The sequence below is a fragment of the Pseudomonas sp. HD57-3 genome, assembly GCF_056113135.1.
The window spans coordinates 3,341,181-3,362,300 of the sequence record NZ_CM148568.1 but is presented as its reverse complement, the minus strand read 5'-3'; the positions used below and the strand labels follow the sequence as shown (position 1 = coordinate 3,362,300).

Sequence of the window (21,120 nt, the reverse complement as noted above, 5' to 3'; positions counted from 1 at the left end):
AACCAAATTTTTTGCCCCGCGTATCATTCGGTCGCGGGGCTTTTTTGTACCTGTCTTTCATGGTTTTCCAGCACGGTGACCGTGGCGGTAGTGCCGGCTCTCAGTCGGTCCTTGCCGGCGTAATCGGGATCGATGCCGATCCGCACCGGTACTCGTTGCGCCAGTTTCACCCAGGTGTAGCTGGGGTTGATGTTGGCCAGCAATCGACTGCCCGGCGCGTTTTCCCGGTCAGCAATGGCGAAGGCGATGCTTTGCACGGTGCCGCCGAATTTTTCCCCGCTCATCAATTCGATCCGCACCCGATCACCCTCCTCGATCCGTGGCAGTTTGGTTTCCTCGAAATAGCCGCTGACGTAAAAGGAGCCACTGTCCACCAGCGCCAGCAACGCGCCGCCGGCCACCGCGTAATCCCCCTGACGGGTCAACAGGTTGGTGACATAACCGCTGACCGGCGCTTCGACACGGGTGCGTTGCAGATCCAGTTCAGCCTGGGTCAACGCAGCAATCGCCAGTTGCACGTTGGCTTCGGCCAGACCGAGATTCGCCTGATTGCGCAACAGATCGGCCTGGGCCACTGCGACGTCGGTGCTGGACTTCTCCCACTCTTCCCCGGAAATCGCGAACCCTTGCTTGAGCGTACGTCGCCGGCGCTCTTCACTCTGGCGTTGTTTGAGCAATGCCTCGCTGGCGACGATGGCTGCTTGTGACTGACCGAGTGTGGCCTTCGAGACCTCCACCGAGCGCTTCGCATGCTCGACGGCGAGGCTGTAGCGCGCCGGATCGATCTCAAGCAGCAACTGGCCCTTGTCGACATGCTGGTTGTCCTGCACCGCCAGTGTGACGATGCGGCCCGAAACATCCGCCGACAGCGTCACCACATCCGCCCTCACCCGCGCATCCCGCGTCCACGGGGCCCGGGTGTAATGTTCCCAGGCGAACCAGCCAAGCACGACTGCCAGCAGCACCACCGCCAATGTCGTCAATCGAGTGAGCAACGTCTTCAAGGTTTCAGGCTCCCATCAGCAATATCAATGCGGCGCATACACAGGCGTACAAGGCGCCTTCGAACAGCGCCTCGTGCCAGACAAAACGCAGGACGCCAAGCCGGCGCAAACCCCAGTCGAGCAGCAGAAAAACCGGTATGGCCAGTAACAAAGCCTGGGCGATGGGTGGCAGGTAAACGCCGCCGATCTCGAAATCAATGGGCAAGGACGGGTTCTCCTTCAGGACGGTCGGGCTGCAAATGCTCGCCATGTCGCTCCAGAAACGACACCACGATCAACAGGGCCACACGCATGCGAAACACCGACCACAAGTGCTCATGGGTGGCGACATGCAAGGCATCCAGCTCATCGCCGAGCGCATGCAGCGTAGTCAGCAACGGTGTCAGGCGCACGTCCGGTCGGCCAGCGACGAAACGGCCGGTCTGACGCAATGCCGTCGACAGCTGCCGACCGAATGCGTCAGTGAGCAGAGTATTGTTCTGTGCCTGTTGCCTGAGCTGGTGCATGGCCACGCCCAGCGCTACACAGGCGAGACTGATTTCATACAAACGCTGCATATCCCGATCATTGGCGGCCGGCAGCACGCCCAGCATCGAGGTCAGGCGATCGACCATTCGACTTTCGAAGGCGAATTGCTGCTCATCGGTGGCCGGACTCTTGATCAGTTGGTAGACCTGCTCCCGCGCCTCGTTATAAAAGCGCCTGATTCGAAAGGCTGGACGGAACGGGAAGATCCAGGCATAGACAATCAGAGCCAGCATCGCTGCACTGACATAGGCTCCGGCGAATTCGAACCATTGAATGGCGGTGTTCTGCCCGGTGCCGACGTTTTGCGGACCGAGCATCAGGAAACTCGACAGCCCCAGCCCCATTCCGATACCGGCAGTGGCCGGGCTGGACAGTCCGACCGCGATCACATACAGCAAAGGCGCGAGCAACAAGGCCAACATTTCGAAATCGCTGATCGCCGGAACCAGCATGAATTGATAGAAGGCCGACACCACCAAGGCCAGTCCCAGCCCTCGGGCGTAACTCTGCGCGGCAATTAAAGGACGTGGAAACGTCGCCATCAATGAACACAGAATCCCCACCAGAATCATCCCGCCCCGCGCGCCGTCCCACGCGGTTTCGATCCAGATCAGCCCGGCTACCAGCAACGCGCTGAAGGCGCGAATGGCGTTCATCGTTGCGAGGGTGAAATCCAGGTGCAAGGGGCTGGACTGGCCACGGAACATGCAACTGGCCTCCCGCCCTTCCTGTATCGCGTCGCTCAGTTCGAGAATCTGCTCCAGCTGCTGCAACAGCCGCGCCTGTTCCCAGCGCAGCGCCCATGCCAGCGAGCGCAGGGTTGCACTCATGTCTTCCGTCAGTTGTTCGGCCTTGTAGGCCAGCGCTTCGAATTGCTGTTGCAGCGCGACGAACTGGTGCCGCACCTCGGCCGGCAATGAGCGCCCTTGCTGTGCGAGCTGATCAAGAAGTGCCAGCTCCTCGGCGCGCAATTGCTGGATGTCTAGCGGCAGATCGCCCTCCCAGCGTTCGGTGAGCAATTCCCGCTGGTGGCGCAAAGCGGTCAGGCGCGAAGTCAGCAGCATCAGCTGATTGCCCAGCAACAGCACCAGATTGTTGGCACTGCGCAGGCGCGGAGCATCGAAATACAAATGCCGGCGCAGCCCTTCAAGGGCGCTGATTTCCCCCAGCAGTTGCATTTGCCGACGCTGAAAGTCCGCTTCGCTTTCTTCAGTGCGAAGAACAGCGGCGGCATGGGTGGCGGCGAGCTTGATAACCTGATCAACCTTCGCGAAATAGTTCCGTGATACCGCTTCGGGCCGCGCCGTCAGCAGGCTGACCACGCATACGCACGCCACCGCCAGCAAGGTTTCGGTAACCCGGGTGACCGCCAGCAGAAAGGTGCCGTCCTGATCCGGAATCGCCAATAGCGCCACCACCACGGCGGTGTATCCGCTAAGCACGAACGCCTGGGAACTGGTGTAGCGCAGCAGCGTGCCGCCGGCCGTGCACAGGGCCAGCCATAGCGCCAGAGTCGTGATGAACGGCAACGGCGCCTGGGGGAAAATCGCCATCAGCAGCACCGCCACCGCCGCACCGAGGGTCGTGCCGATGATTTGCCCGAAGCTGCGTGCCAGCGCCATCCCGGCCAGTGGCTGGCTGATGATAACGACGGCCATGATCGACCACTTCGGTTGATCCAGATCGAACAGGAACGCCAGATACAAGGTCAGCAATCCGGCGGCAATGGTGCGCAAACCAAACAGCAGCACGGCCTGGCTGGGGTGGATCACCGCCTTGAAATAAATAAGCAGGGATTGCATGGGTAGCCTCTTCGAAACAACTTCTGAAAGCGTAGACACTGCATGGAGGGCATGACGGCGAACAGGGTCGACACGAGTTGTAGGTCGATTCAACGCCTGTAGTAGGCCATATCGGGCAGAGGGTTTGACTCACGGCGCGAGCTGACAGAAGCTTGCGACCTCCGCTACAAAACGAAAGTTTCGGAAATTCGCATGCCTCAGTCTCGCCGCTATTTGCTCATCAGCCTCGGCCTTGTGCTGGTCCTCTTCGTGGCCTGGCTGTCATTGCGCAGTACCGCGCCCGTGGTGCCGGAAGCGATCAAGCATGGGTACAGCGAAGCGCTGGCCGCCGCTCGGGCTGGCCAGCCGGGTGCCGCGCGGGTTTTGTATCAGCAACTGGGGCGTCCGGATCTGTCGGTCAAGCGGCGTGTCTGGCTGCATGCCGAGTTGCCCAATTACCCAAGCCCGCAGGCCTTGAAGCTGGCGGACGCGGATCTGCAAAACGAGTCGCCGGATGTGCGGCTGGCAGCAATCAAAAGCGTGACCGGCCTGGTGCCGGGCGGGCAGCGCAGCCTGCTGCTGGGGCCGTTGCTCGACGATGAAGATCAAACCGTCCGCTTCGCCGCGATCAACGCCCTGCTCGGCTTGTCTCCGGATCAACTGGGCCTGTATTTCGCGCCGCTCCAGCAAGGCATCGACGTGTGGGAACAGGCGCTGAAGGCCCAGCCGGAAAGCGCCGCCAACTATGCGCAACTGGCGCGCCTGTATCTGCACAATGCCGAATTGAAACAGGCGCAGGAAGCGCTGGAACAAACCCTGCGCCTCGACCCTGGCAACCTGCCGGCACTGGTGATGCAGATCGAAGTGCTCGACCGCCAGGGACAAAGCGATGCCGCACGACAATTGCTCGCCCGACAATTGAAGGCCCAACCCGATTCGGCTTATCTGCAACACGCGCTTGGCCTCTGGCTGCTGCATCACGATCAACGCGAGTACGCCCTGCTCGGTTTGTCCAAAGCCGTAGAACTCGAGCCCGACAACAAGGACTACCGCTACGACCTTGCTACCACCCTGCACAGCGCCGAAGAACTGGAAGCGGCGCAAAAGCAGTTGCAGGAAATCGTCCAGCGTCACCCTGCGGATCGCAAGGCGCGCGTGTTGCTGATCAATTACTGGAAAGAAAGCGGTCAGTTGCAGAATGTGCAGATTCTGTTGGCCCAGCTCGAACAGATGAATCCCGACGATCCCTCGCTTCAGCAAGGTCTCTAGCGGCCTTCGCGACACATCCCGCAAGAAAATCGGAACCGCCGTCACGGCAAAAGGTCAAGTAAACAGGCAGTGCCAAAACGGCGTCCGGCGCCCGCTGCCGCGTTTCCCCTAGTCATGAGAGGGCATTTTTTGTCTACATCGAACGCGTTGATCAGTGCAAAAGCCGCCACCGGCATCGAGGGTCTCGACGATATCCTGGCCGGTGGTTTGTCCCGCAGTCATGTTTTCTTGCTGGAGGGCGAGCCTGGAACCGGTAAAACCACAGTCGCGTTGCATTTTTTGCTGGCCGGCGCCCGTGCCGGCGAACGTTCGTTGTACATCACGCTGTCCGAAACCGAGCGCGAGTTGCGCCAGGGCGCGGCGTCCCACGGTTGGGAACTGAACCAAAACATCGAAATTTTCGAGCTGACGCCCCCGGAAAGCCTGCTCAACGCCGAGCATCATCAAAGTCTGCTGTACTCCTCGGACCTTGAGCTGGGCGAAGCAACCAAGCAGATTTTCGAAGTCGTCGAGCGCTTCAAACCCACCCGGGTCGTACTCGACAGCCTCTCGGAAATCCGCCTGCTGGCGCAAAGCTCCCTGCGCTACCGTCGACAGATCCTGGCGATCAAGCATTACTTCGTGCGCTACGACGCCACGGTATTGCTGCTCGATGACCTGACCACCGAATCCCTCGACAAAACCGTGCACAGTGTCGCTCACGGCGTGATCCGCCTCGAAGAACTGACCCCCAACTATGGCGCTGAACGCCGTCGCGTGCGGGTGATCAAGTACCGAGGCCAGAAATACCGTGGTGGCTTCCATGACTTCACCATCATGGGCGATGGCGTACACGTCTTCCCGCGTCTGGTGGCGGCCGAGCACCGGGGCGATTACCCACGGCTGCAACTGTCCAGCGGCATCAAGGAAATGGACGCCCTGCTCGGTGGCGGTATCGAGACCGGCTCCAGCACGCTGATTCTGGGCCCGGCGGGGACCGGCAAATCCTTGATCACCATGATTTTCGCGGCAGCCGCCGTGGCGCGTGGTGAAAAGGCTGCGCTGTTCATTTTCGACGAAGAGCTGGGCCTGCTGTTCGAACGGATGAAGAACATCGGCATCGACCTCAAGGCCCTGCAAGCCACCGGCAATCTACTGATCGAACAAGTGGACGCCGCCGAGCTGTCGCCCGGCGAGTTCTCCCACCGGGTGCGACGCTGCGTCGATGAAGGTGACATCAAGACCGTGGTGATCGACAGCATCAACGGCTATCAGGCCGCGATGCCGGAAGAGAACGCGCTGGTATTGCACATGCACGAACTGTTGCTGTACCTGAACCGCAAGGGCGCCGCGACGTTCATGACCGTCGCCCAGCATGGACTGGTCGGCGACATGCAGGCCCCGGTAGACATTACCTACCTCGCCGACACAGTGATTCTGCTGCGTTATTTCGAAGCCCTCGGCAAGGTACGCCGGGCGATTTCGATCATCAAGAAACGTACCGGCAGCCATGAATCGACCATTCGTGAATACCGCATTTCCAAGCAAGGCATGACCATCGGTGAACCGCTGGAAGCCTTCCAGGGTGTGCTGCGCGGAGTCCCCACCTACCTCGGCGCGAGTAACCCGCTGCTCAAGGATGACAACTTGTGACCGTCACCGTACCGCTGTCGGAACGGGCGCTGATCCTTGCGCCCCTGGGTCGCGACAGCCAGGTTGCGCTGATGATCCTCAACGAGGCCGGCTACGGTGGCCTGATCACGCCCGATCTGGCCACCCTGTGCACCGAACTTGAACCCGGCGCCGGGCTGCTGCTGATCGCGGCCGAGGCCCTGAATGGTCCGGAACTCGAAGGCCTGCTGCTGTATCTGGAGCAACAACCGGCGTGGTCGGACTTGCCAATTGTCTTGCTCACCCATCACGGCGGATCCGGACAAGGACCTTCGTCGCAGCTCAGCAAATTACTGGGCAACGTGACGTTCCTTGAGCGCCCTTTTCATCCGGCAACGTTGGTCAGCCTGATTTCCACCGCCCTGCGCGGGCGACGACGACAGTACGAGGCCCGCGACCGCCTGATCGATCTGAGCAATAGCGAGCGACGCCTGCAATCGACCCTCGAAACCCTCGAGCAGCAAGTCGAAGAACGCACAGCGCAACTACGGCACAACGAAGAAGCCCTGCGCCAGTCGCAGAAGATGGAAGCGGTCGGCCAGCTCACCGGCGGTATCGCCCACGACTTCAACAACATGCTGACCGGCATCATCGGCAGTCTTGAATTGCTACGCCGTCGGTTGGCCCGTGGCCGCCTGGATGATCTCGACAGCCTGATCGACCTCGGTGTGACTTCGGCCAACCGCGCCGCCGGCCTGACCCATCGGTTGCTGGCGTTCTCCCGTCGCCAGTCGCTGGACTCCAAAGCCGTGCAGATGAACGAGCTGGTGCAGTCGATGGGCGAACTGCTGCAACGCAGCCTCAACGAAAGCATTCAACTGGACATGCGCCTGCACGAACAATTGTGGGTGGCCGAGGCCGACCCCAACCAACTGGAAAGCGCCCTGCTCAACCTGGTGATCAACGCACGCGACGCGATGCCCGACGGCGGCAATCTGGTGGTCGAGACGGGCAATCAGGTGCTGGATCGCGACTACACCGCGACCTATAGCAATCTTGAGCCCGGTGATTACGTCGTATTGAGCGTGACCGACAATGGTTGCGGCATGCCGGAGAGCGTGATCAATCGCGCGTTCGACCCGTTTTTCACCACCAAACCGATCGGCCAGGGCACGGGACTGGGTCTGTCGATGATCTACGGCTTCAGTAAGCAATCCGGTGGTCATGTGTCGATCGACAGCAAAATCGACGAGGGCACCACGGTCAAACTCTATCTGCCGCGCTTCCAGGGCGAATCACTGCCTCACACGCCAGCAGATACGGAGCAGGCGCCGAACGCCGTGGAAGGCGAAACCGTCTTGATCGTCGAAGACGATCCGGCCGTGCGTGTGCTGGTCAGCGCGGTATTGAGTGAGTTGGGTTACGGGTTTGTTGAAGCCGGCGATGCTGACGGTGCCATGCCGATTCTGGATTCGGAGCAACGTATCGATCTGCTGATCAGTGATGTCGGCCTGCCGGGCATGAATGGTCGGCAACTGGCGGAAATCGGCCGGCAATACCGGCCAGACTTGAAGGTCCTGTTCATCACAGGTTATGCCGAGCACGCGGCGGTGCGCGGCGGATTCCTCGACCCGGGCATGCAGATGATCACCAAGCCGTTCACCTTCGATCTGTTGACGGCGAAGGTGCGGGAAATGATCAAGAGCTGAGGCGGTTAACGCCTCAGGCCAGCAATTCCTGAATCTTCTCCTGCAACACATCCAGATCGAACGGTTTTTCCAGGATCGGCGCCCGACGGGTAATAGGGCTGCCGGTCTCGCGGATTTCCTGCGGATAACCGCTGATGAAGATCACCTTCAGATCAGGGCGCAACTTGACGGCGGGTTCGGCGATCTGCACGCCGGAGATCCCGCCAGGCAGGCGGAAATCAGTAATCAACATGTCCAGATGCGGCTTGCTCGCCAGAATCTCGAACGCCTGCTCGCCGTTTTCGGCCTGCAATACGCGATAGCCCTGGCCTGACAAATAATCGGTCAGGACCATCAGGATCACCGGTTCGTCCTCGACGACGAGTACTACATCTTGTGCATCTACGCTCATGGGAAGCCTTTGTTCGGTCAATAGCTGCTGATACGACCGTGTGGTCACTCAGAGGTTGCGTTTGTTTTGCCGTTTTCCTGGAGCGGCAGACAAACGCGAAACAGGGCGCCCTCGTTGATCTTGCTTTCGACGACGATGGAGCCGCCATGGGCGGCGACGATCTGCTCGGAAATGAACAGACCCAGTCCGAGACCGGCCACCACCGTCTTGGCAGAGACCCGTTCGAACTGTTGAAAAATGCGTTTCTGGTTCTCCTCGCTGATGCCGATGCCCTGATCCTGAACTTCGACCCGAGCTTCGTTTCCTTCGCGATAAACCCGAACCTGGATCGGACTTTTACCGCCATAACGCAAGGCGTTGGTCAGCAGGTTCGACACCACTTGCTCGATACGGAATTCGTCCCACTGCCCTTCCACCGGCTCGGTCGCGGTGAAGCTGACTTCGGTCTCGGCAGCTTCGATCTGCTGGGCGAAATTCTCCAGCAGAGTGCTCACCAGTTGCGCGAGATCGAAGCGACTCGGTCGGATCGACAGCTTGCCGGTGCGGATCCGCGACACGTCGAGCATGTCCTCGATCAGGCGGATCAGGCTTTTGATCTGGCGCTCGTCGCGGTCGACCATGGCGTGCATCTTGTCGAGGGTGAAAGCGGCGGCGTTGTCCCGGGCCAGGTGCATCTTGCGCAGTTGGGTTTCGAGGATAAGGCCGTTGAGCGGCGTGCGCACTTCGTGGGCGACGATCGACATGAAGTCGTCACGCATGCGCACCGCCTGCTCCAGTTCGCCCTGGGTGCTTTGCAGTTGCTGCAACAGCGCTTCCTGTTCGCGACGGCTCTGCTCGAGGGCTTCGACCTGTTGCTTCATCGCCTTGCTCTGGCGGTACAGGTCGACGAAGACGTTGACCTTGCTCTTCACCGCGTGGATATCCAGCGGCTTGTGCAGGAAATCCACCGCACCGCTTTCATAGCCCTTGAACGCGTAATTGAGTTCACGGCCGGCGGCGCTGACAAAGATGATCGGGATGTTCTTGGTTTTCTCGGTGCCACGCATCAGCTCGGCCAGCTCGAAGCCGTTCATGCCAGGCATCTGCACGTCGAGGATGGCCATGGCGAATTCGTGTTGCAGCAGCAGCGACAGCGCTTCGTCCGCCGACAGCGCTTTATAGACGGTGCGGTCTTCGCGTTTGATCAGCGCTTCGAGGGCCAGCAGGTTCTCGGGCAGATCGTCAACGATCAGCAGTTTTGCCTGGATATTACTCAGCATGCGATTCGTTCCAGCTCGACAAGCAGACGGCCGATGCCGTGGATGGGAAGAATGTAATCCGGTTGATGAATCTTCAGCGCCGCGCGGGGCATGGTCGCGACCTGCGCCTCGTCCGGGTCTTGCACGATGGTCAGCCCGCCCTGGCGTTTGACTTGCGCCAGGCCCCGCGCGCCATCGTGGTTGGCGCCGGTCAGCAACACGGCGGCCAGCGCCGGCCCGTAGGCATCGGCGGCGGATTCGAACAGAAAGTCGATCGAAGGCCGCGAATGATGCAGACGGTCTTCAAGGCTCAGCGACAGGCTGAAATCCTGTTCTACCGACAAGTGATAACCCGGCGTCGCGAAGTACACGGTGCCAGGCGTTATGTCCTGCTTGTCGATGGCTTCAGCGACCGGCAGGGCCAATCGGCGGGCGAACACATCGGCAAGCTGGCTGCGCCGCTCTTCGGGCAGATGCAGGACGATGATGATCGGCAGCCCGAACCCGGCCCTCAATGAACCGAGCATCGTCAACAAAGCCTCGACGCCACCGGCGGAAGCTCCGACCACAATCGCCTCGACCCGAGGCAAATCCGCTGCACTGTTCATGATTTGCGGTAGATCCGTTCTTGTTTCACCAGCGGCTCGAACTGGTTGGAGTAGCCGGAAAAGTCCAGAGTTTCCTTGCTGCCCAGTACCAGAAATCCACGGTGGCACAACGACTCATGGAACAACCCGAATGCTCGATCCTGAAGTTTTTTGTTGAAGTAAATCAACACGTTACGACACGAAATTAATTGAGTTTCGGAGAATACACTATCGGTCGCCAGGCTGTGATCGGCGAAGGTCACGTTCTCGCACAGGCTCTTGTCGAAAATCGCGTAGCCATAGGCTGCAGTGTAGTAGTCGGCGAACGAGCGCTGACCGCCGGCCTGCTGATAATTGGCGGTGTAGGCACGCACGTTCTCCATCGAAAAGATCCCCTGCTTGGCCTTGTCCAGCGAGCGCGGGTTGATGTCTGTGGCGTAGATGATCGTGCGGTCGAGCAGGCCCTCTTCGCGCAGCAGGATCGCCATCGAGTAGACCTCCTCGCCAGTGCTGCACCCCGCGATCCAGATCTTGATCGACGGATAGGTCTTGAGCAGCGGCACCACCTCCTGACGGATCGCCAGGAAGTGCGACGGATCGCGGAACATCTCGCTGACCGGGATCGTCAGCAATTGCAGCAACTGCATGAACGCCGTCGGGTCGTGCAGGACTTTCTCCTGCAAGGCCGAGATGGTCGCGCACTCGAACTGACTCAACGCATGTTGCACCCGGCGCTTGATCGAGGCGCCGGAGTAATCGCGAAAGTCGTAGCTGTACTTGAGATAAATCGCCTCGATCAGCAGCCGCAGTTCGATTTCACTGTTTCGTTCAACGGGATTACTACGTTCCACTAAATGCGTTCCATCTTCGGTAACCACACGCGAATCAGCGAGAACAGGCGATCCAGATCGATGGGCTTGGCCAGGTAATCATTGGCGCCCGCCTGCAGGCAGCGCTCCTGATCGTCCTTCATGGCCTTGGCCGTCACCGCGATGATCGGCAGCTTGCGCCAGCGCGGATCCTTGCGGATTTCCATGGTGGCTTCAAAACCATCCATTTCCGGCATCATCACGTCCATCAGCACCAGGTCGATGTCCTCGACTTCATTCAGTTTTTCAATCGCTTCGCGACCGTTACGGCCGATCACCACGACTGCACCCTTGGTTTCCAGCGCGCTGGTCAGGGCGAAGATGTTGCGTACATCGTCGTCCACCAGCAGCACTTTGCGACCTTCGAAGACCTTGTCGCGACTGCGGGCGGTCTTGAGCATCTTCTGCCGTTCATGGGACAACTGCGATTCGACTTTGTGCAGAAAGAGTGTGACCTCGTCCAGCAGACGTTCCGGCGAGCGCGCGCCCTTGATGATGATCGAGCGCGAATACTTGCGCAGGTCGGCCTCTTCGTCGCGGGTCAGGTTGCGCCCGGTATAGACGATCACCGGCGGGAACGAGCAGATGTCCTCGGTGGACATGCGCTTGAGCAGGTCGTTGCCGAGCATGTCCGGCAGCTTCAGGTCGATGACCATGCAATCGAAGATCGTCGTGCGCAGCAGCTCCAGCGCGTCTTGCGCCAGGCCCACAGCGGTGATTTCGATGTCGTCGTCGCCGATCAGTCGGGCGATGCTTTCCCGTTGCAGATCGTCGTCCTCGACCAGCAGCACGCGTTTGACCTTCTGGGTCAGCTTGGCTTCAAGACGGGCGAACACGTCCTTGAGCTCTTCGCGGGTGGTCGGCTTGACCGCGTAACCGATCGCGCCCATGTGCATTGCCGCTTCGACGCGGTCTTCCACGGAAATCACGTGCACCGGGATGTGCCGGGTTTCGGCGTGTTCTTTCAGGCGTTGCAGGACGGTCAGGCCCGAATGGTCCGGCAGGCGCATGTCCAGCAGGATCGCGTCCGGCACGAACTCTTTCGCCAGGTCGTAACCTTCATCGGCGCCGTGGGCGACCAGGCACTGATAACCCAGTTCATGGGCCAGGTCGTAAAGGATGTGAGCGAAATTCGGCTCGTCTTCCACCACCAGAATGCAACGGGTAGCGAACGGTGCCTTGTTGCGGTCATCGTTGAAGCGCGGGATGTCGACAGGCGCCAGAGGCGAAACCGCTGCGACAGGCGCGATGACCGGCGTAGAAGCCGGCGGGCTGAAGGTCAGCGGCACAACCGGCGTGTCGCCCGGCTCGCTGTATTGCTGCGGCAACACCAGCGTGAAGGCACTGCCCTGCCCCGGCGCGCTGCTGACGCTGATCGAACCGCCCAGCAAGGTCGCCAGATCCCGGGAAATCGACAGGCCCAAGCCAGTGCCGCCGTATTTGCGGTTGGTGGTGCCGTCGGCCTGACGGAAGGCTTCAAAAATGCTTTCCTGTTGATCCTGCGCAATCCCGATCCCCGAGTCGCGCACGATGAAGGCGATGCGATCGTCCGGCTGGCCGGCGATGGTCAGGCTGACTGTGCCCTGTTCTGTGAATTTCACCGCGTTGGATAGCAGGTTCTTGATTACCTGCTCCAGACGCTGGCGATCGGTAAACAGAGTGATCGGCGCATCAGGCTGCAACTCGACGGTGAACGTCAGTTTCTTGTCCGCCGCCAACGGTTCGAACACGCTGCGCAGGCCGTCGGCCAGGCGCGCGACACTGGTGTTTTCCGGCATCACTTCGAGTTTGCCGGCTTCCACCTTGGAAATGTCGAGAATGTCGTTGATCAGGTTGAGCAGATCGTTGCCGGCGGAGTAGATCGACTCGGCAAACTTGACCTGCTCGGCGCTGAGGTTGTCCTGCGGGTTTTCCGCCAGCAGCTTGGCCAGGATCAGCGAGCTGTTCAGCGGCGTGCGCAGCTCGTGGGACATGTTGGCCAGGAACTCGGACTTGTACTTGCTCGAACGCTGCAACTCTTCGGCGCGTTCTTCGAGCTGCACCTGGGCCTGATTGAGCTCGGTGTTTTTCTGGTCCATGGCGTCGCGCTGCTCGGCCAGGGTCTGGGCCTGTTCGGCCAGTTGCTCGTTGGTCTGTTCCAGCTCGACTTGCTGGGTTTCCAGATGCGCCTGGGACTCCTTGAGAATCCGCGACTGTTCTTCCAGCTCTTCGTTGGCGGTTTTCAGCTCTTCCTGTTGTACCTGCAACTCTTCGTTGAGTTGCTGGGTTTCGGCCAGTACTTCCTGCAAGCGCTGGCGATAACGCGCCGCTTCGATGGAGGTGCCGATGTTGCCGGCGATCAGCTCCAGCAGTGCAACATCGCGGTCGGTAAGCGGCCGCAGGAAACCCAGTTCGATCACGCCGTTGACCCGATCGTCATCGCTGGTCGGCACCACCAGCACGCTGTGCGGCAGGCCTTCACCCAGACCGGAACTGACCTTGAAATAGTCGGACGGCACCGAATCCAGACGAATCAGCCGCGCCTGCTGGGCGACCTGGCCGACAAGGCCTTCATCGCTGTAGATCGATTGATCCTGTTGCTCCTGCTCGCGGGAGAAACCGTAGGTTGCCACGCGCTTGAGGCCGCCATGTTCTTCGCGTACATAGAGCGCGGCCACAGCGGTGCCAAGGTACTGTGCGCAGAACTGCAGAATGTTGCGTCCCAGCAGGTTGAGCGTCAGTTGCCCCAAGACCTGCTCGGCAAGCTGGGTCTGACCGTTGCGCAGCCAGGCTTGCTGCTCCAGACGATGGGCGCTGGCTTCTTGTGCCGCCAGGGTCGCGCCATAGCTTTGGGACAGGGTGAGCAGATCGCGCCGGCCTACATAGGCCAGCAGACCGCTGATGCCCGCCACGAACAGCAGATAAAGGCTGATACTCCAAATCGTGGTGCGGCGCACGTCTTCGTTGCGTGAGGCGCGCAGCAACTGTTCGGTTTCAATCACATCGTCAAACTGCTTGCGTACTTCATCGGTCAGGCGCTTGCCCTTCCCCGCCTTGACCGCGGCCTTGTAGTCACCGCTGGTGCGTTGCAGGTCGATCATCGATTGCGCATAGGTCGCCCACTCGGCTTGCAACGCCTGAAGGCGGCGCAGGCGATCGGTCTGCGCGGGATTGTCGGCGGTCAGCTCGAGCAAAGTACTCAACGCCACGGCGATGCGCGGCTTGGCCGTCTCGTACGGGTCGAGGAAATGCTCGTCGCCGCTGAGCAGAAACCCGCGCATGCCGGTTTCCAGGTCCACGGTGAGTTTCACCGCTTCGTTGGCGTTATTGATCACCCGGTCGGTGTGCTCCACCCACTGGATCACGGACAACAAATAAGTGATCAGCGAAATGAAGAACACGGCACTGACGACGCCGACGCCCAACGGCAAACTGACGTTGCGGCTCAGGAGTTTGCGAAACCGTTGCTCATCAACCGAAGACGGAGAGGACATGTGGCAGCCTTGTCGAACTGTTGAAAACCAGGGAGTTTGCCCCAAAACGGCGGCATGGATCCATTTTTCTCACAGTTTTAGTACTGTTTTCCCACAATTGCCTGCGCCGAATCCTAGGCCAACGGTTATCCTTGCCCGCCCGTTTGCGCCTATGCTTTTTTGTATCCATCCGGGAACTTGTGGCTATGCGCCACTTACTCATGCAAGAGCCCGGCATTTTTGATCGACCGGCGCCCCATCACCCATTCTTGAGAGCCGCCACTATGTCCAGCACCGCGTCCACCATCCTTGTAGTAGAAGACGACGCCATCGTGCGCATGCTGATCGTCGACGTGCTGGAGGAATTGGAGTTCAAGGTCCTGGAAGCGGACGGCAGCGAACAGGCGCTGGAAATCCTCAAGGACGTGAACCAGCACATCGACCTGATGATGACCGACGTCGGCCTGCCGATCATGGACGGCCGTCAGCTGGCCACTGAGGCCCGCAATATTCGTGCTGGCCTGCCGATTCTGTTTGCCAGCGGTTACGCCGAGACCATTGAAGTGCCGGCGGACATGCATGTGATCGGCAAGCCGTTTTCCATTGATCAATTGCGTGACAAGGTCAAATCCGTTCTAGAGCAATCCTGAGCACGAGACGTCGATGCCTGAGTAAAGCTTTCACGCGCCCTGACGGTGGCTTTCTCGTTCGGACTTGCCCGACGTACACCCGATAAAAACGGATCACTCGACACGTGGGTTATGGTCTAATCCGCGCGCCTTTTTTTCGTCAATTCGTCCCAGGAACCGTTTCTCATGAGTCAGCCCGCAACCAAAGTCCTCGTCATTGGTTACGTCTGGCCGGAACCCCGATCCTCCGCTGCGAGCGGGCATGTGATGCAGATTCTCGAGACGTTCCTGCAACAGGGCTGGCAAATCACCTTTGCCAGCCCGGCCGGCACCGGTGAACATCGCGCCGATCTGACTGCTCTGGGCATTCGCGAAGTCCCGATTGAACTGAATAACAGCAGCTTCGACATCTTCATCAGCGAACTCGCCCCGGATATCGTGCTGTTCGACCAGTTCATGATTGAAGAACAGTTCGGCTGGCGCGTCGAGAAGCACTGCCCAAATGCCCTGCGCGTTCTGGAAACCTCGGATCTGCAAAGCCTGCGGCATGCGCGGCATCAGCGGCTGAAGGACCGGCTGAAGCTCAGCGATGACGCCAACGACTTCGCTGAGCTGTTTGCTCCGGCGCTGGCTGAAGAGTTCGAGCTGATGGCGGACACCGATCTGGCCAAACGCGAGATTGCCGCGCTGTATCGCTGCGACTTGAACCTGATGATCTCGCAGGTGGAAATCGAGTTGCTGGTGCAGCAGTTCAAATTGCCACCCGAGCTGTTGCACTGGTGCCCCTTGATGGTCGAGCCACCGAGCACGCCAGCGAAACCCTTCGAGGAGCGCGCGCACTTCCTGAGTATCGGCAACTTCCGTCACGCGCCGAACTGGGACGCGGTGTTGTGGATGAAATCCACCGTCTGGCCGCTGATTCGCGAGCAACTGCCAAAAGCCCAACTGCACCTCTACGGCGCCTACACGCCGCCCAAGGCAGCCGCCTTGCACAATGCCGCCCAGGGTTTTCACATCATGAACTGGGCCGAGGATGCGTTGCAGGTCATGTCCGATGCGCGTATCTGTCTGGCACCCTTGCGTTTTGGCGCCGGAATCAAGGGCAAATTGATTGATGCGATGCTCTGCGGCACGCCGAGTATCACCACGCCCATCGGCGCCGAGGGTATGCACACCGACCAGCCTTGGCCGGGCGCTGTTTGCCGCACGGCGCAGGAACTGGCCAATGCCGCGGTGGAACTGTATCGCGACGAAGCCCGTTGGCATGCGGCCCAGTCTCAGGGGTACGCGCTACTCAAGAATGTTTATCCGCAAGCCATTCATGGGCCGGCACTGATCAATAAACTGCTGGAGTGCCGAGACAACATTACCCAACTAAGACGTAAAAATTTTACTGGAAGCATGTTGCGACATCATTCACACAAGAGCACGCAATATATGGCTCAGTGGATCGAGGCCAAAAACCAGAACAAATAAATGTTCTGGAAAACTATAAATACAATACCCAACAACTTGCATCACTCCTCGAATAGCCAGCCAAACGCTTAAACCTTATAAACATCCTGCAAGTGGCGTCTTGAATATTCAACAAGACGCCATTCTTATTCAATAACTTATGCAGGATGTAATCATGAGCACTTCCAACTGGATGGGGACGACCCCCGCTATTGACTCGCTGAACATCAGCGAACTGACGTTGCCCGGCACTCACAACGCAGGCAGTGACTGGAGCGCCTCCTACCCGGTTTTAGGCCCTCCGCGGCACTGGTTGGCGTGTCAGCATGACAGTTTTCATGCGCAGCTGAATCATGGGGCCCGGGCGCTCGACATTCGCCTGACCTATAACGCCAAGGCCGAAGGCCTGGAGAAATTCGTCATGCACCACAATGGCCATCGAAACTCCCGAACGTTGGGAAATCTGGTGGTAGACATCAATACTTTTCTTGAAAACAACCCCGACGAGTTCATTGTTCTGGATTTTCACAGCCTGGACGGTGATAACTTCGATTACGAACACTTCAACAAACTGATGGTGCAGTATCTGGGACATCGCATGATCCCGCGCAACAATCAGTCCCTCAGCCTTGGAGACCTCAAGCAAGTCAACAAGACACAACGGGTTTTGGCTGCAGCTATCTCGCACTGGCAACTGGACCACAAGTTATTCCACAGCCATATCGATCATCAATGGTCCGGAAACGGCATCACCAGCCCCGGTGAGTTGAAGAAGTTCATTGAGCGTGTTCTGCAAAACCCGCCAGGCAGCTGGAGACCTTGGTCCCTGTCCGCCACCAGTTACACCGCGCTGGGCGGCCCCGTCGATATCCATGGTTCGCTTAACGACTGGTTCGATCTGGATAAAAGTGATTGGGCATTGAAGTGCAACATCATTAACGTCGACTTCATGGAAGAGTCCGACCTGATGGAGTTTTGCCGGGTCGCCAACGTGATCAAGGCCGAACAACGCTCGCGCTGATCCGCAATGGAAACTGGCGCAACCGGCGCGACAAGAGGCATGATCGCCGGGCGATAACAAAAAAGCGCCCGATCATGAGCCGAACAGCCCGCGTCACCGACCCCTCTTATGAACTGATGGATGACCACAACGGGTTGTCCATCATCTATCGCCAGCACGGTTTCCCCTGCCCGCTGGTGCGCTGGCACTTTCACAAGGAATACGAGCTGCACCTGATCGTGGCCAGTTCGGGCAAGGTGTTCATCGGCGACTACATCGGCAATTTCTACCCGCAGACGCTGTTCCTGACCGGCCCCAATCTGCCGCATAACTGGATCAGCCAGGTGGCCGAAGACGAAGTGGTCGAGAAGCGCGACATGCTGGTCAACTTCACCGATGAGCTGTTCGAAAGCGGTCATCAGGTGTTCGCCGAGCTGAAGACCCTGGCACCTCTGCTGGAGCGTGCGCAATACGGCATCGAGTTCCGCTGCCCGCGCACCATTCGCCAAGCGACGAACCTGCTGCAGAAGATCGCCGATACCAAAGGCATCACCCGCCTCGGCCATTTTTTCATCCTGATGGAATTGCTGGCCGCCACCGACGACTACCAACTCCTGTCCGGCGCAACCACCCCGCAACTGGCCGACGAGCACAACATTGACCGCACCAACCGCGCGGTGGATTACATCTTCGCCCACTACGCCCGCGAATTGCCGCTGGAGGAAGTCGCCGAGCATCTGGGCATGAAGCCCACCTACTTCAGCCGCGTGTTCAAACAGGCCACCGGGCGCAATTTCATCGAATTCGTCAATCGTCTGCGCATCAGCAAATCCTGCGAACTGCTGGCGGACGGCGACAAACCGGTGACCGAGGTGTGTTTCGAGTCGGGCTTCAACAATATTTCCAATTTCAATCGGCGCTTTCAGCAGCTCAAAGGCATGACGCCTTCGCATTATCGGCGTCTGGTGGTGCAGCGCCTGACCGAGCAAAACCACGGCTGACTGGGCAAAACCTGTACGGATTCATGGCTGCCGCCCTGCTGAAACGCCCTTCCCTGCGTTTATCACGCCAATCCCGAGTGCAAAAAAGTATCGATTCAAGTGCTAGGGATGATTTGTCAGCCCTGCGTTAGAAGGCTGTAATCAGTGCACATTCTTCCCCTGCCGGAAGAACACAAAAACAATAACTGTCCTTCTGCCCCCGCCGGGTGCAGAAAAGGAGTGCACGATGCAACCCACTGCAAAAGCTCTGCTGGCCCTCACCTGCATGACCCTCAGCAGCGTCAGCCTTGGCGCCCAGACCCTGACCATCGCCACCGTCAACAACAGCGACATGATCCGCATGCAAAAGCTCTCGAAAACCTTCGAGACCGAGCATCCGGACATCAAGCTCAATTGGGTGGTGCTGGAAGAAAACGTTCTGCGTCAACGCCTGACCACCGACATCGCCACCCAGGGCGGTCAGTTCGATGTGTTGACCATCGGCATGTACGAAGCCGCACTCTGGGGTGCAAAAGGCTGGCTCGAACCGATGAAGGATCTGCCGGCCAATTACGCCCTCGACGATGTGTTCCCGTCGGTGCGCGAAGGTCTGTCGGTCAAGGGTTCGCTGTACGCCCTGCCGTTCTACGCCGAAAGCTCGATCACCTATTACCGCACCGACCTGTTCAAGGATGCCGGCCTGACCATGCCGGAGCGTCCGACCTGGGAACAGATCGCCGGCTTCGCCGAAAAACTCACCAACAAGGACAAGGAACAGTACGGCATCTGCCTGCGCGGCAAAGCCGGCTGGGGTGAAAACATCGCGCTGATCACCACCGTGGCCAACGCCTATGGCGCGCGCTGGTTCGATGAGCAGTGGAAACCGGAATTCAACGGTCCGGAATGGAAAAACGCGCTGAACTTCTACGTCGACACCATGAAGAAGTCCGGCCCGCCCGGTGCATCCAGCAACGGTTTCAACGAAAACCTCGCCCTGTTCAACAGCGGTAAATGCGCAATGTGGGTCGACGCCAGCGTCGCCGGCTCGTTCGTCACCGACAAGACCCAAAGCAAGGTCGCCGATCACGTCGGCTTCACCTACGCACCGCATCAGGTCACCGACAAAGGCTCGGCGTGGCTGTACTCGTGGGCGCTGGCGATTCCGACCAGTTCCAAGGCCAAGGACGCCGCCAAAGAGTTCAGCGCCTGGGCCACTTCCAAGGAATACGGCGAATTGGTCGCCAAGACCGACGGCATCGCCAACGTTCCGCCGGGCACCCGCGCCTCGACCTACAGCGACGCGTACATGAGCGCCGCGCCGTTTGCCAAGGTCACGCTGGAATCGCTGAAAGCCGCTGACCCGAGCAAACCGTCCCTCAAACCTGTGCCTTACATCGGCATCCAACTGGTGACCATTCCTGAATTCCAGGGCGTGGGCACCCAGGTCGGCAAGCTATTCTCGGCGGCGCTGATCGGCCAGACCACGGTCGACCAGGCGTTGACCGCCGCCCAGCAAACCACCGAACGCGAGATGAAGCGCGCGGGTTATCCGAAGTAACTCGCAAAGCTCGCTCCTGCCTCCTGTGGGAGCGGGCTTGCTCGCGAAAGCGGTGTATCAGTGAAACATTTGCTGTCTGACACGACGCCTTCGCGAGCAAGCTCGCTCCCACCGGGGATCTCCATAGGTCTGTATGACTCGGTTGTGATCACCATGAATACTTCAACTGCCAAAGCCCACATCGACCTGTCGCAGCCCCGGCGCAAAAGCCGTGTGGCCAATCCCGGCTGGTTTCTGGTCAGCCCTTCGGTGGCCCTGTTGCTGCTGTGGATGATCGTGCCGCTGGGCATGACCGTCTATTTCTCGATGATCCGCTACAACCTGCTCGACCCGGGTACCAACGAATTCGTCGGGCTGGAAAACTTCACCTACTTCCTGACCGACTCCGGCTTCATGCCCGGCGCCACCAACACTTTGCTGCTGGTGGGCAGCGTGCTGCTGATCAGCGTGGTGTTCGGCGTATTGATCAGTGCGCTGCTGGAGGCCAGCGAGTTCTTCGGTCGCGGCATCGTGCGGGTGATGCTGATTTCGCCGTTCTTCATCATGCCCACGGTCGGTGCACTGATCTGGAAGAACCTGATTTTCCATCCTGTGTCCGGGATCCTCGCCTACATCTGGAAACTGTACGGCGCGCAGCCGGTGGACTGGCTCGCTCACTACCCGCTGCTGTCGATCATCATCATCGTCTCGTGGCAATGGCTGCCCTTCGCGATCCTGATCCTGATGACCGCCATGCAGTCCCTCGACCAGGAACAGAAAGAAGCCGCCCGCCTCGACGGCGCCGGCCCGATCGCGATCTTCTGGCACTTGACCCTGCCGCACCTGGCGCGACCGATTGCCGTGGTCGTGATGATTGAAACGATCTTCCTGCTGTCGGTGTTCGCCGAAATCTTCACCACCACCAACGGCGGCCCCGGCTACGCGTCGACCAACCTCGCCTACCTGATCTACAACCAGGCGCTGGTGCAGTTCGACGTCGGCATGGCCTCGGCCGGCGGCCTGATCGCCGTGGTCATCGCCAACATCGCCGCGATCATTCTGGTGCGGATGATCGGCAAAAACCTGACTGACAAAGCCTGA

At 59.4% G+C, this 21,120-nt stretch carries 17 protein-coding genes; 9 read left to right on the top strand and 8 right to left on the bottom strand.

Annotated elements, in window-relative coordinates:
* Positions 1–23 precede the first annotated feature (23 nt).
* From AC0R79_RS15095 to AC0R79_RS15085, 3 genes are read right to left on the bottom strand one after another with little or no spacing between them, the layout of a single operon-like run.
* Positions 24–1,004: an HlyD family secretion protein gene (locus AC0R79_RS15095; RefSeq protein WP_127798088.1), complete on the bottom strand. Its 981-nt coding sequence runs from the start codon at positions 1,002–1,004 to the stop codon at positions 24–26.
* A 4-nt stretch (positions 1,005–1,008) separates the two neighbouring features.
* A complete protein-coding gene (locus tag AC0R79_RS15090) occupies positions 1,009–1,209 on the bottom strand; it encodes a DUF1656 domain-containing protein (protein WP_039768281.1) in 201 nt (66 codons plus the stop codon).
* Positions 1,199–3,334, bottom strand: a complete 2,136-nt coding sequence (locus tag AC0R79_RS15085; RefSeq protein WP_474730278.1) for an FUSC family protein — start codon at positions 3,332–3,334, stop codon at positions 1,199–1,201. Before AC0R79_RS15085 ends, AC0R79_RS15090 begins: the two co-directional genes overlap by 11 nt.
* Before the next feature lie 192 nt (positions 3,335–3,526).
* Between AC0R79_RS15085 and AC0R79_RS15080 the strand changes: the two genes are divergently transcribed.
* The 3 genes from AC0R79_RS15080 (at position 3,527) to AC0R79_RS15070 (ending at position 7,881) form a co-directional block, all read left to right on the top strand.
* Positions 3,527–4,582 (top strand): tetratricopeptide repeat protein, encoded by a 1,056-nt coding sequence (locus AC0R79_RS15080; protein ID WP_085603802.1) that lies wholly within the window; start codon positions 3,527–3,529, stop codon positions 4,580–4,582.
* Positions 4,583–4,711: 129 nt separating this feature from the next.
* Positions 4,712–6,214, top strand: a complete 1,503-nt coding sequence (locus AC0R79_RS15075) for an ATPase domain-containing protein (protein WP_474730273.1) — start codon at positions 4,712–4,714, stop codon at positions 6,212–6,214.
* Positions 6,211–7,881, top strand: coding sequence for an ATP-binding protein (locus AC0R79_RS15070; RefSeq protein ID WP_474730272.1), 1,671 nt, complete (start codon positions 6,211–6,213; stop codon positions 7,879–7,881). Before AC0R79_RS15075 ends, AC0R79_RS15070 begins: the two co-directional genes overlap by 4 nt.
* A 13-nt stretch (positions 7,882–7,894) precedes the next feature.
* Here AC0R79_RS15070 and AC0R79_RS15065 read toward each other — a convergent pair whose 3' ends face one another.
* Genes AC0R79_RS15065 through AC0R79_RS15045 form a run of 5 tightly spaced genes read right to left on the bottom strand, consistent with a single transcriptional unit; the run spans position 7,895 to position 14,439 of the window.
* On the bottom strand, positions 7,895–8,272 hold the full coding sequence (locus AC0R79_RS15065; protein WP_007954537.1) for a response regulator: 378 nt from the start codon (positions 8,270–8,272) through the stop codon (positions 7,895–7,897).
* A 44-nt stretch (positions 8,273–8,316) separates the two neighbouring features.
* Complete coding sequence (locus AC0R79_RS15060; protein ID WP_127798084.1) at positions 8,317–9,531, bottom strand: hybrid sensor histidine kinase/response regulator; 1,215 nt, start codon at positions 9,529–9,531, stop codon at positions 8,317–8,319.
* On the bottom strand, positions 9,525–10,118 hold the full coding sequence (locus AC0R79_RS15055) for a chemotaxis protein CheB (protein ID WP_127798083.1): 594 nt from the start codon (positions 10,116–10,118) through the stop codon (positions 9,525–9,527). The genes AC0R79_RS15060 and AC0R79_RS15055 overlap by 7 nt, the downstream gene beginning before the upstream one ends.
* A complete protein-coding gene (locus AC0R79_RS15050; protein WP_085603817.1) occupies positions 10,115–10,948 on the bottom strand; it encodes a CheR family methyltransferase in 834 nt (277 codons plus the stop codon). Before AC0R79_RS15050 ends, AC0R79_RS15055 begins: the two co-directional genes overlap by 4 nt.
* Positions 10,948–14,439 carry a response regulator gene (locus tag AC0R79_RS15045; protein WP_474730265.1) on the bottom strand — a complete coding sequence of 1,164 codons (3,492 nt, stop codon included), beginning with the start codon at positions 14,437–14,439 and terminating at the stop codon, positions 10,948–10,950. Before AC0R79_RS15045 ends, AC0R79_RS15050 begins: the two co-directional genes overlap by 1 nt.
* A 263-nt stretch (positions 14,440–14,702) precedes the next feature.
* Between AC0R79_RS15045 and AC0R79_RS15040 the strand changes: the two genes are divergently transcribed.
* The 6 genes from AC0R79_RS15040 to AC0R79_RS15015 all read left to right on the top strand — a co-directional run bounded on the left by AC0R79_RS15040 (position 14,703) and on the right by AC0R79_RS15015 (position 21,120).
* Positions 14,703–15,068 (top strand): response regulator, encoded by a 366-nt coding sequence (locus tag AC0R79_RS15040; protein ID WP_085603823.1) that lies wholly within the window; start codon positions 14,703–14,705, stop codon positions 15,066–15,068.
* 165 nt (positions 15,069–15,233) lie between these two features.
* Positions 15,234–16,523: a glycosyltransferase gene (locus AC0R79_RS15035; RefSeq protein ID WP_375747075.1), complete on the top strand. Its 1,290-nt coding sequence runs from the start codon at positions 15,234–15,236 to the stop codon at positions 16,521–16,523.
* Positions 16,524–16,677: 154 nt separating this feature from the next.
* Positions 16,678–17,523 (top strand): phosphatidylinositol-specific phospholipase C domain-containing protein, encoded by an 846-nt coding sequence (locus tag AC0R79_RS15030; protein WP_474730261.1) that lies wholly within the window; start codon positions 16,678–16,680, stop codon positions 17,521–17,523.
* Positions 17,524–17,597: 74 nt separating this feature from the next.
* Positions 17,598–18,503: an AraC family transcriptional regulator gene (locus AC0R79_RS15025; protein ID WP_085603832.1), complete on the top strand. Its 906-nt coding sequence runs from the start codon at positions 17,598–17,600 to the stop codon at positions 18,501–18,503.
* A gap of 226 nt (positions 18,504–18,729) precedes the next feature.
* Complete coding sequence (locus tag AC0R79_RS15020) at positions 18,730–20,040, top strand: ABC transporter substrate-binding protein (protein WP_474730258.1); 1,311 nt, start codon at positions 18,730–18,732, stop codon at positions 20,038–20,040.
* Between the two features lie 153 nt (positions 20,041–20,193).
* Positions 20,194–21,120: a carbohydrate ABC transporter permease gene (locus tag AC0R79_RS15015; RefSeq protein ID WP_474730255.1), complete on the top strand. Its 927-nt coding sequence runs from the start codon at positions 20,194–20,196 to the stop codon at positions 21,118–21,120.